This window comes from Cyanobacteriota bacterium, assembly GCA_025054735.1.
Classification (GTDB): domain Bacteria; phylum Cyanobacteriota; class Cyanobacteriia; order SKYG9; family SKYG9; genus SKYG9.
Window position 1 is genome coordinate 1 of the sequence record JANWZG010000103.1, and the last position, 10,445, is coordinate 10,445.

Sequence of the window (10,445 nt, forward strand, 5' to 3'; positions counted from 1 at the left end):
GATAGCTTTTGGATAATTTTGTGTATCTTTAAGCCTTACCTTGTGTAGTCTGGCTGTAGAGAATTGAAATTGTAACGTAATCCTGTGCACCTGCGGGGTTTGCTTATGGTAATGTGCTTACCATCATGGCAATTCACGTATTAAGGATAGAACTGCATGAATGAAGTTTTGGTTCGTCGGCTAGATGCCATTATTCAGGAGCGTCACCTGCTGCAACACCCCTTTTACCAGGCTTGGAACCAAGGAGCACTGACGTTGCCTATGTTGCAAAACTATGCCCAAGAGTATTATTTACAGGTAAAGGCATTTCCTGCCTATGTAAGCGCTACACACTCAGCCTGCGATAACCTAGAGGTTCGTCGCATGTTGCTAGAAAACCTGATCGAAGAAGAGCATGGTGCGGCTAATCACCCAGAATTGTGGTTGCGCTTTGCTGAAGCATTGGGTGTCGATCGCCAAGCTATGGAACAACGGCAGCACTTGCCTGAAACCAAAGCCTCAGTGGCTACCTTGCGCCGCCTGACCCGCCAAGAAAATCCAGCCATCGGCCTAGCAGCTCTCTATGCCTACGAGTCTCAAATTCCTGAAATTGCCACCACCAAAATTGCTGGTCTAAAGCGGTTCTACGGCATTGATTCTCGCGATGGACTGCTGTTTTTCTCAGTCCATGAGCAAGCAGATGTCATTCATCGGCAAGTCACTCGCGAAGCTTTGTCTGACCTATGCACAACGGAAACTGACCAAGAGGCAGCCATAGCTGCTACCCGCGAAGCAGCCGATGCTCTCAATCTGTTGCTAGATGGAGTCTATGCTAACTATTGCCAACGGGCAGCTTAGAGCCAATGTTGCTCAGCAAGCATAGTGGTTATCTGGTTGTTAGACTATAGTTGCAGTTAAGGCCTGCAGTGAGGACTCAAGTCCTCACTGCGAACATCCTACAAATTTGACAGACCCTGACTACGCTACGGGGATTGTATTTCAGCGTAGCTAACCGTCTTCAGGGTGGTTGACTGCCTAGTTTAGCGACTTCTGAACGGTTTCTAGAAATGCATCAAAGTCTGCTAAGGCATCTTGATAGTGCTGACGTGATCGGGAATAGCTAAACGCGGCAGCAGCAGCATCCAGTTCGTTTAGGTGCCCATAGACCGCCATAGCCTGTGCTTTGGCAACCTTCCGGTCAGCAGGTAGTAGCCGATCGCTGAGGTAGTTCATGCGCCGACGCAACTCTCCTAGTGGGCCATGGATGAAGCTCCGCACATCAGTCCAGTTTTCTTTCTCAATCAAGGTTGACAACTCATTCATGCGATCGCGCAAGGCTGTTACCGGAGTTAGGAACCGTTGAATCTGCTCTTGCTGGGCTGGAGTATAGGTGAGAGGTACCTGTTTCTTAGCGGCTAACGCCAGTGAATTGCCAGCTAGTGTGACACAGATAACCAAGGCTAAGGTAAGGACAGTAGACCAAAAGCGCTTCATACCAAAGAAAAAATTAGGACTCACAATAAATAACAGGTACGGTGGATATTCTATGACAGATTGCAGCTTGGTTTATCGCTAACCCCAGAACTAACCCAGGGTTGATAAACGATCGCCATCCCTATGAATAAGTAGATTCTCTCGTTCTCATGCGTTGTCTGAAACCTGAGAACGCTATACTATGCGGTGGAGTGGATGATGAATCATTTGGACAGGATGGCCCCATGGAATCAGGAATTGATCTGCAACAGAGTTTTATCCAGTCGTTAGTGGACTTGGGTGTTCCCGGTGGTGTGGCAAAAGCTATTTGGCTACCTCTGCCAATGGTAGCGATTATTGCGGCTGCTACGTTTATGGCACTAGTAGCCACGTGGCTAGAGCGTAAGATATCGGCGGCTGTGCAACAGCGGGTTGGGCCAGAGTTCATGGGGCCTCAGGGTATTCTGGTGCCGATCGCTGACGTGACTAAGCTTCTCTTCAAAGAGGACGTGACACCTGCTAAAAGTGATGCGCTTCTTTTCACCCTAGGGCCAATCTTAGTGTTTGTACCCGTATTCTTGTCCTACATGATTGTGCCGTTTGGTCAAAATCTGCTGATTACCAATATTGGCGTTGGCATTTTTCTCTGGATTGCGTTGTCGAGTATCGCGCCGATCGGCCTGCTGATGTCTGGGTATGCTTCCAACAATAAGTATTCTCTGCTAGGTGGTCTGCGCGCTGCTGCCCAGTCCATTAGCTACGAGGTTCCCCTAGCGCTAGCTGTCTTGGCAGTAGTTATGATGTCCAACAGTCTCAGTACTGTGGACATTGTGAACCAGCAGTCGGGCTATGGCATTCTCGGTTGGAACGTCTGGCGACAGCCCGTGGGCTTTTTAATCTTCTGGATTGCAGCCCTAGCTGAATGTGAGCGCCTACCCTTTGATTTGCCAGAGGCAGAGGAAGAACTAGTAGCGGGTTACCAAACTGAATACTCTGCTGTGCGGTTCATGCTGTTTTACGCGGGTGCCTATGTCAACTTGGTCTTGTCGGCACTGTTAGTAGCCGTATTGTACCTAGGCGGATGGGAATCTCCTATTCCTCTAAATGTGGCCGCCAGTTGGCTGGGTGTAAGTGAGGACACCCCCTGGTTGCAGGTTGTTCTAGCCATGGTGGGCATTACCATGACCCTGTTGAAAGCATACTTCATGATTTTTGTGGCAATCTTGTTGCGCTGGACAACGCCCCGCGTCCGCATCGATCAACTTCTGGATCTCGGCTGGAAGTTTTTGTTACCAGTATCTTTAGTTAATCTGCTGCTGACTGCTGCCCTCAAGCTTACATTTCCTGTAGCCTTTGGTGGCTAGTTATCCTGAGGCCATGTTGTTTGTCTTCCTGACCCTTAGAGAACGGAATCTGTAAATTTATGCTGAAATTTCTCAAGCAAGTTACTGATTATACGAAGGAGGCTATCCAGTCTGCCCGTTACATTGGTCAAGGTCTGGCGGTGACCTTTGATCATATGCGTCGTCGGCCAATTACTGTGCAATACCCCTACGAAAAATTAATTCCCTCAGAGCGCTTCCGGGGACGGATTCACTTTGAGTTTGATAAGTGTATTGCCTGTGAAGTTTGTGTGCGCGTGTGCCCAATCAACTTACCTGTTGTGGACTGGGAATTTAACAAGGAAACTAAGAAGAAGCAGTTGCGCCACTACAGTATTGACTTTGGTGTCTGTATTTTTTGTGGAAACTGCGTAGAGTATTGTCCTACTAACTGTCTATCTATGACAGAGGAGTACGAGTTGTCTACCTACGATCGTCACGAACTCAACTACGACAACGTAGCCCTAGGTCGCTTACCCTATAAAGTTACCAACGATCCTATGGTGACACCCCTGCGAGAGTTGGCCTACTTGCCCAAAGGCGTTATGGATCCCCACGATTTGCCTGCAGGTGCTCAGCGGGCAGGGCAGCGTCCTGAAGAAATTTTGGAGACAATGGAGAAATAAGCGGATGAATCTTGCGGATGGTGTACAACTGGTTTCCTTGGCAATCCTAGGGTTGACAATGCTAGCCTCAGCCTTGGGGGTCGTGTTATTGCCCAACATCGTGCATTCGGCATTTTTGCTAGGGATGACCTTTGTTAGTATCTCAGGGCTGTATATCCTGCTAAATGCAGGCTTTGTAGCTACAGCTCAAATTTTGATTTACGTCGGTGCGGTGAATGTCTTGATTTTGTTTGCCATCATGCTGGTAAACAAGCGAGAGAATTTCAGACCGCTACCGGCTGTTGCTCTGCGCAAGGGGGTTGCAGCAGTTGTTTGCTTGGGGCTGTTTGTATTGCTGTCGGCGATTGCCTTAACCACATCTTGGAAGCTATCAGTGGCATCGCCTGCTGGGGACAATGCCACAATCGTTATCGGCGAACACTTCTTCAGCGATTTCTTGCTGCCCTTTGAGCTAGCCTCTGTGTTGTTGTTGATGGCTCTAATCGGGGCTGTGGTGTTAGCTCGCCGAGATCTCATTCCAGACCAGCCCGTGCCTGAGCCTGTGCAACCTGACCTAACCCTGCCAGAGCGTCCTCGTGAGGTACTTTCTGGTGCTGTCACTTCTTCAACTTCCAATTCCTAGGATGAAGGATATATCGCTATGCAACTCCAGTATTTTTTGCTGTTAGCAGCCGCTTTATTCTGTGTTGGCATCTATGGCCTAGTCACCAGCCGTAATGCTGTGCGGGTGTTAATGTCTGTGGAATTAATGCTGAATGCTGTCAATATTAATTTGATGGCATTTGCCAACTACTTAGATGCGCAGTTAATTCGAGGACAGGTATTCACTGTATTTGTGATTACAATTGCTGCTGCCGAGGCTGCTGTAGGGCTGGCGATCGTCCTTGCTATTTACCGAAACCGTGACACTGTGGATATGGAACAGTTCAACCTGTTGAAGTGGTAGTCAGCAGACGACTAAGTAGTGTAATGTCTAGAACTGGAGGAAATAGTCCACAGTGGTTTGGCTGAGGATGCCACTAAGAAAAATGGCATGACCCATGCGAATCCTAGTTTGCTGCTGGTAAGCGATTGCAATTTCTAATTGGGCATCAGTCACTAGGCCCGCGTACTTGAGACGCTGTCCAATTGATAATTGCTTGAACTCATCCAGCAGTGCTTGCTCTAGGTGCATGAAAAAGTTGAGCACTGTGTCATTGATCCACCCACGGAGACGCAAAATTTCTTCTACTGTCAGATCGGGCTGCAGGTACTGATCTTGACGTAACACTATAAGCTGGGCACGAGAGAGTAGGCCAGCATCTATCAATCGGGCCTCTAGTGGTTTTTCTAATTGCGATCGCACAAAAGCAGCTCCCTGGAGCTTGTCAGCCCCGCTATCATGCAGTTGATTTGGTGTAGCGGGTTGGCAGGCAACATTTAGTTCGGGGGAACTGTCTGGAGGTAGTGCCTTTAGTAGAGTATCCGAGGACAAATGAGATTTTGATTGGTCATCTAAATCCGTTGGGTTAGAGAAGCTGTTCACTGGTAGGTGCCCCCTAATCAAGTAGTGACGAGAGCGATAAGAACATCTTGTTTAAACGGTAGCATTCCCACAAATTTCGTAAACTTAGCAAGCTTTTTCAACCAGTCACCATAGGAGAGATGTCAATCAACGACGATCGTCGAATTGTAGAAATGATTTGTAGGGCCGCTGTAACAAAACAGGTAGTAATCTCCTGTCTTGGGGATCGTATAGGCAAATTGATTATTGGGTGAGTCTGGTGGCGCGCCGTAACAGTTCTTGATGGCTTTACCATCACTGTCGAATAAGGTGACCATAGTACGAGTACCCACACTGCTAATCGTGATGTTGACCGTATCACCCTTGATGGCGCGAAACTTGTATATCCGATCGGATCCACTACGAATAACAGAGCCAATCGTATAGGGAGCTAACACTAGATCGGAGGTAGACGTAGTTTGTAGCACACGACAAAAGCTCGCCTGAGCATGGAGAGGAGTCGCTGTTAGCGTTGCCATTGCTAGGCTCGTTAGATCCACGCTGGATAATTGTCGCAGTTGCATAGTTGAAAATGTGAATAGGAACTATTCCATCTTAGGAAGGCGCGAATGGATCTTTCGGGATATTTTTGGTAAAAAGAACTATAATGTAGCAATGTTCTTTTGATAAAACTTACTACTCGTGCTCACTGCTGTTCTTTCCCAAGCGAATCCACGCCAGCCGACTGTATCCCATTTACCCCATGACTTGTTTGAGGCCATTCGTGCTCTCAAGCAAGAACTAAACGCTGTGATTCTGGCACATTACTATCAAGAGCCTGATATTCAAGATATTGCCGATTACATCGGCGACTCTCTGGGGCTTTCCCGACAAGCAGCAGCTACCGATGCTGATGTGATTGTGTTTGCGGGCGTGCACTTCATGGCAGAAACAGCTAAAATTCTCAACCCTCACAAGCTGGTGCTACTGCCTGATGTAAATGCGGGTTGCTCATTGGCAGATAGTTGTCCACCTGCTGAATTTGCCCAGTTTAAGGCACAACATCCTGGACATTTGGTTATTTCTTACATAAATTGTACGGCGGAAATTAAGGCTATGAGTGACATTGTTTGCACTAGCTCGAATGCTGTGCAGATTGTGAAGCAAATTCCAGCAGATCAGCCAATTATCTTTGCACCGGATCGCAACTTGGGCAAGTACGTGATGGAAAAAACTGGTCGGGAGATGGTGCTATGGCAGGGCAGTTGCATAGTGCACGAAACTTTCTCGGAGAAGAAGGTTGTGCAACTGATGATTGACCATCCTGAGGCGGAGATGATTGCTCATCCTGAGTGTGAACCTGCGGTGTTACGCCATGCGAACTACATTGGTTCTACAACAGCTCTGCTCAACTATGTCCAGCGCAGTACTCGCCAAGCATTTATTGTGGCTACGGAACCGGGGATTATTCACCAGATGCAGAAAGTAGCCCCAAGCAAGCAATTTATTCCGGCACCACCATTGAATAACTGCGCTTGCAATGAATGTCCTCACATGCGCCTTAACACTCTAGAGAAGTTGTATCGCTGTATGCGCGATCGCACCCCTGAGATCACACTGCCTGAAGATGTTCGCATAGCTGCCCTAAAACCCATCCAGCGCATGTTGGCCATGAGTGCTTAGGGTTGGGTCACACCTTTTGCACAAATCGTTGCCCTAATAATCCTTGGGGACGAATCAGGAGCATAACTAGCAGCAGGCCGAAGGCGATCGCATCCTTATAGGCATTCACACTAGCAGGCACAAACGCCTCGACTATGCCTAGGGTTAGCCCACCAACCACAGCACCCGGAATGCTACCTAGTCCACCTAGTACAATTACAGCTAAACCCTTCAGTCCCAAGCTAATGCCAAAATAGGGGCCTGCAATCCCGCTGCTGACTCCTATTAGCGTTCCTGCTACCCCTGCTAGGGCACTGCTCAGAAAAAAGGTGAACACAATGTAGGCATCAACATTAATGCCCAGCAAACTAGCCATAACGGGGTCTTCGGCGACGGCACGCATAGCCTTGCCCACTAGAGTCAGGCGAATCAGGGCTGTGAGGACAATTACCATGGCTATCGATACTCCAAACATTAAGACTTGGATGGTGCGTATTCGATAAGGCTGATTGGTCGTACCGATATTCAAGGCAGCGGGCAGTGATCCCAACACATTGGACGGAAAGGTATAGGCTTCAGCCCCCACCAAGTACTGGATCAGATTTACAATTACCAGTGCCACACCTAGGCTAGAGACTACTGTCAGCAGGGTATCAGCCCCTCGCCGCCGCAACGGACGAAAAGCTAGCCGTTCAACACCAATGCCGACTAGACCAGCTAAGAGGCTCCCTAACACTAGAGCCAATGGGAAGGGCAACTGTACTGGTAAGGCACTGTTGGCTAATAGCCCATTGAAGCCGAACTGCCCACCCATGAGGGCATAGGTAAAGTAGGCTCCAACAGCCAGAATAGCTCCGTGGGCAAAATTGATGATCCCCAGGATGGAAAATACTAGGGTGTAGCCGAGGGCAACGATGCAGTAGACGCTACCGATCGATAAGCCGTTGACTAGCAATTGCAACAAAACAGTTAGAGTCATGGGGGCAGATCAGTAAGTTGGTCTAGGTAACGCTCAATTAAGAGAATAGCCACGATGTCATCAACAGGACGGGGTGGCAGTCGCAAACCTTGGGGAATGAAACGATACAGTCCACGGGCAGGATACATGCGCCAATAGCGATTGCGGGCTTCAAGAGTGCTATGACGTTCATCTACCATGACTACTCGCGGCAGAGTCGGCAAATCTTGCAGATGTTGCTTCCAACGGTTCGCTGTAGTTTGGTTGCCCATCACTAACAGGGAAATAGGAAACTGGGTTTGTAGTCGTTGCAGTTCAGCCAGTACGCGATTGGCTGGCAAAATGTCTTGGTAGTGTAAGCGGCGATCAACCCCCATCACGGCAATGCCACATTTGTCGCGACCGGGATCAAATCCCAAAATCATTGGTTGATCAGGCATAGGCAAAGTAGTGGCAGAAGTGAATAGTGGCAGAAATGGTTGCAGAGGCTTTTAGAAAACAGAGCTTACAGAACATGGGGCCAAGCATCAAGGCCAAGCCGGTATTCTACTACAGACATACCTTAGCCAAGCCTATATAGTGGATACCGTAGGGTGACACCTGAAAACGACAGGGCAGGACGGTGAGGCCATGGGCGATCGCCGATCTCAGTAACGCTCCATAGGTAGGGTCAGCACTATCACCAGGCGCAAAATAGGGACAATCTCCCCGGTTGATGAAGTACAGCATCACTGCCCGTGATTGAGGCAACAGTGCCATCAATTCCCGCAGGTGTTTTTGGCCTCTGGTTGTCACTGTATCTGGAAACAGCGCCAAATTTCCTGCTGTCCAAGTCGTGTTTTTTACCTCTACATAGATGGGAGGGTCGGCTGCCAGTCGAAAGTCAATCCGGCTACGCTCTTGGCCATAGACCACCTCACTAGAGACCTGAGCATAGTTGCCTAACTCCGGTAAGAGATGAGTCTCCAGCATATGTTTCACAATGCGATTAGGTAATGCTGTATTGACTCCAACCCAGACGGGTTCACCATTTACTGACGCTCCTTGGCTTTGGTTACCACTAGGAACTTGTACCATCTCCCAAGTGTAGGGCAATTTCCGGCTAGGGTTATGGCTGTAGGATACCTGCACGGGCATTCCAGGGATATAAATGCCTGTCATCGGGCCAGTATTGGGACAGTGGGCCGTAATCAGTTCCCCAGAGTCAAGCTGAATCTCAGCAAAGAAGCGTTTGTAGCGCTTGACCAATACACCTGACAACAGAGATGGATATTCGTAGACAAGAGCATGGGAAGGCATGGAACTAATTGTTAAGGAAGACTTGAGTCCTCAGTAAGCACGGCAACTACACTTACATCCTAACTTTCCCTTTGAGCAGTCTATGCAATGGTCTAGCTACCAATAGCGATGGTCAAGTCCCGCTGGTGTCTAGCTAGCTGGTGTAGGCTTGTTGGTATACAGCTATACTCAGAGGTTGGCGCTATAGGAATCTCTAGCAGTTGGCTGAATTCTTGGCAAACGGACGGATATAAACCAAGATTCACAGTATACTTTGGCAGTTACCCTAAAAAATGTAGTAGACTCTGGCTGAACTTTCTAATACTAGTCACCATGCCGCTCCATTCTTACCACTTGGCTGCGTTTCTAGTCTCTGCTGTCGTGGTTATTCTGACAACGCCGATCGTTGAAAAGATCGGTCTGAAGGTTGGTTGTATCGACCATCCTGGGGAACGCAAGATCCACAAGCGTCCAATGGTGCGTATGGGTGGTGTAGCTATCTTTACCGGAGCCTTGGTTGCTTTACTCATTGCTTGGTGGACAGGTGGATTTGGGGTATTGCCTGCCCATAAATCAGATGAGGTCTGGGGAGTGGCGATCGGTGCCTTCTCCTTTTTCTTGCTTGGTTTAACGGATGATTTAGTAGGTCTTTCTCCCCTGTTTCGCCTGGGAATGCAGATATTGATTGCTGGGGTGGCATGGCAAGTTGGGGTTCGCATTGAGTTTTTAACTATTCCCTTCGTGGGGTTAGAAGAGTTACCCATGTGGCTAAGTTTAATTATTACAGTTGGCTGGCTAGTGGGTATGGCTAATGCCATTAATATGATCGATGGAGTAGATGGCCTAGCTGCTGGTGTATCAGGCATTGCGGCTGTGGTTATGCTCGTCGTGAGTCTGTTTATGAATCAACCTGCTGCTGCCCTGATTGCAGCATCTTTGGCTGGGGCGGCGATCGGCTTTTTGCGCTACAACTTTAACCCAGCGAAGATTTTCATGGGAGATGGTGGTGCCTATTTCATGGGCTTTACCCTGGCTGCTGTTGGTGTGGTAGGTTTAGTTAAAAGTGTAACCACTGTAGCCGTACTTCTACCGTATCTAATTCTGGCAGTGCCAATCCTGGATATTTCTGCTGTTGTGATCGTGCGGCTTCGCGATGGTAAGTCTCCCTTTTCCGCAGACAAACGTCACCTGCACCATCGCTTGTTGCAAGCAGGTTTGTCCCAGCGGTTGACTGTACTGTTAATCTATGCCCTAACATTGTGGGTAGGTAGCTTGGCGCTAGCGGTGTCTGGGATTCCAAGCGGTGTGGGTTATGCAATCGGTGCCACCCTGTTGCTGGCATATATCTCATGGCAAGCTTGGCGACAAGCCCGTCAGTCCTAGGAGCACATCGTGATGGCAACCCTGCTAGCAGGCGATATTGGCGGCACAAAAACCATTCTGCGTCTGGTCACATCAACACCAAGTGGCTCAGCGCTGCCAACCCTCACAACTCTGTATGAACAAACCTATCCTAGTCAAGAATTTCTTGACCTAGTGCCGATGGTGCGCCAGTTTCTTCAAGAGGCAGGCAGTAGTGCATCTCGTAACATTGTCCGTGCTTG

General features: G+C 48.7%; 14 protein-coding genes. 8 read left to right on the forward strand and 6 right to left on the reverse strand.

The window, feature by feature from the left end; translation table 11 throughout:
* The first annotated feature begins 156 nt into the window (after window positions 1–156).
* Window positions 157–837 carry a CADD family putative folate metabolism protein gene (locus NZ772_06900; protein MCS6813285.1) on the forward strand — a complete coding sequence of 227 codons (681 nt, stop codon included), beginning with the start codon at window positions 157–159 and terminating at the stop codon, window positions 835–837.
* A 177-nt stretch (window positions 838–1,014) separates the two neighbouring features.
* Here NZ772_06900 and psbQ read toward each other — a convergent pair whose 3' ends face one another.
* Entirely contained in the window at window positions 1,015–1,497 is a 483-nt protein-coding gene (psbQ, locus tag NZ772_06905; GenBank protein MCS6813286.1) for a photosystem II protein PsbQ, read from the reverse strand.
* Between the two features lie 200 nt (window positions 1,498–1,697).
* Here psbQ and nuoH point away from each other — a divergent pair, with 200 nt between their 5' ends.
* The 4 genes from nuoH (at window position 1,698) to nuoK (ending at window position 4,406) form a co-directional block, all read left to right on the forward strand.
* Window positions 1,698–2,816 (forward strand): NADH-quinone oxidoreductase subunit NuoH, encoded by a 1,119-nt coding sequence (nuoH, locus tag NZ772_06910; GenBank protein ID MCS6813287.1) that lies wholly within the window; start codon window positions 1,698–1,700, stop codon window positions 2,814–2,816.
* 62 nt (window positions 2,817–2,878) lie between these two features.
* Window positions 2,879–3,460 (forward strand): NAD(P)H-quinone oxidoreductase subunit I, encoded by a 582-nt coding sequence (ndhI, locus tag NZ772_06915; protein MCS6813288.1) that lies wholly within the window; start codon window positions 2,879–2,881, stop codon window positions 3,458–3,460.
* A 4-nt stretch (window positions 3,461–3,464) separates the two neighbouring features.
* Complete coding sequence (locus NZ772_06920) at window positions 3,465–4,082, forward strand: NADH-quinone oxidoreductase subunit J (protein MCS6813289.1); 618 nt, start codon at window positions 3,465–3,467, stop codon at window positions 4,080–4,082.
* 18 nt (window positions 4,083–4,100) lie between these two features.
* Window positions 4,101–4,406, forward strand: coding sequence for an NADH-quinone oxidoreductase subunit NuoK (gene nuoK, locus NZ772_06925; GenBank protein MCS6813290.1), 306 nt, complete (start codon window positions 4,101–4,103; stop codon window positions 4,404–4,406).
* A 27-nt stretch (window positions 4,407–4,433) separates the two neighbouring features.
* On the opposite strand, the gene NZ772_06930 is transcribed toward nuoK, so the two are convergent.
* Both NZ772_06930 and NZ772_06935 read right to left on the reverse strand, forming a co-directional pair.
* A complete protein-coding gene (locus NZ772_06930) occupies window positions 4,434–4,985 on the reverse strand; it encodes a hypothetical protein (protein MCS6813291.1) in 552 nt (183 codons plus the stop codon).
* A gap of 122 nt (window positions 4,986–5,107) precedes the next feature.
* Window positions 5,108–5,527, reverse strand: coding sequence for a PPC domain-containing protein (locus NZ772_06935; protein MCS6813292.1), 420 nt, complete (start codon window positions 5,525–5,527; stop codon window positions 5,108–5,110).
* A 118-nt stretch (window positions 5,528–5,645) separates the two neighbouring features.
* On the opposite strand from NZ772_06935, the gene nadA reads away from it, so the two are divergent.
* Window positions 5,646–6,626 carry a quinolinate synthase NadA gene (nadA, locus tag NZ772_06940; protein MCS6813293.1) on the forward strand — a complete coding sequence of 327 codons (981 nt, stop codon included), beginning with the start codon at window positions 5,646–5,648 and terminating at the stop codon, window positions 6,624–6,626.
* 7 nt (window positions 6,627–6,633) lie between these two features.
* On the opposite strand, the gene NZ772_06945 is transcribed toward nadA, so the two are convergent.
* From NZ772_06945 to sfsA, 3 genes are all read right to left on the reverse strand, one after another.
* Complete coding sequence (locus NZ772_06945; protein MCS6813294.1) at window positions 6,634–7,584, reverse strand: branched-chain amino acid ABC transporter permease; 951 nt, start codon at window positions 7,582–7,584, stop codon at window positions 6,634–6,636.
* Complete coding sequence (locus tag NZ772_06950) at window positions 7,581–8,003, reverse strand: pre-16S rRNA-processing nuclease YqgF (protein ID MCS6813295.1); 423 nt, start codon at window positions 8,001–8,003, stop codon at window positions 7,581–7,583. Before NZ772_06950 ends, NZ772_06945 begins: the two co-directional genes overlap by 4 nt.
* A 109-nt stretch (window positions 8,004–8,112) precedes the next feature.
* Window positions 8,113–8,862, reverse strand: a complete 750-nt coding sequence (sfsA, locus tag NZ772_06955; protein MCS6813296.1) for a DNA/RNA nuclease SfsA — start codon at window positions 8,860–8,862, stop codon at window positions 8,113–8,115.
* 312 nt (window positions 8,863–9,174) lie between these two features.
* Between sfsA and NZ772_06960 the strand changes: the two genes are divergently transcribed.
* Both NZ772_06960 and NZ772_06965 read left to right on the forward strand, forming a co-directional pair.
* Window positions 9,175–10,224, forward strand: coding sequence for an undecaprenyl/decaprenyl-phosphate alpha-N-acetylglucosaminyl 1-phosphate transferase (locus NZ772_06960; protein MCS6813297.1), 1,050 nt, complete (start codon window positions 9,175–9,177; stop codon window positions 10,222–10,224).
* A gap of 12 nt (window positions 10,225–10,236) precedes the next feature.
* Window positions 10,237–10,445 (forward strand): glucokinase (locus NZ772_06965; protein ID MCS6813298.1); only part of this gene is annotated, 209 nt, incomplete at its 3' end.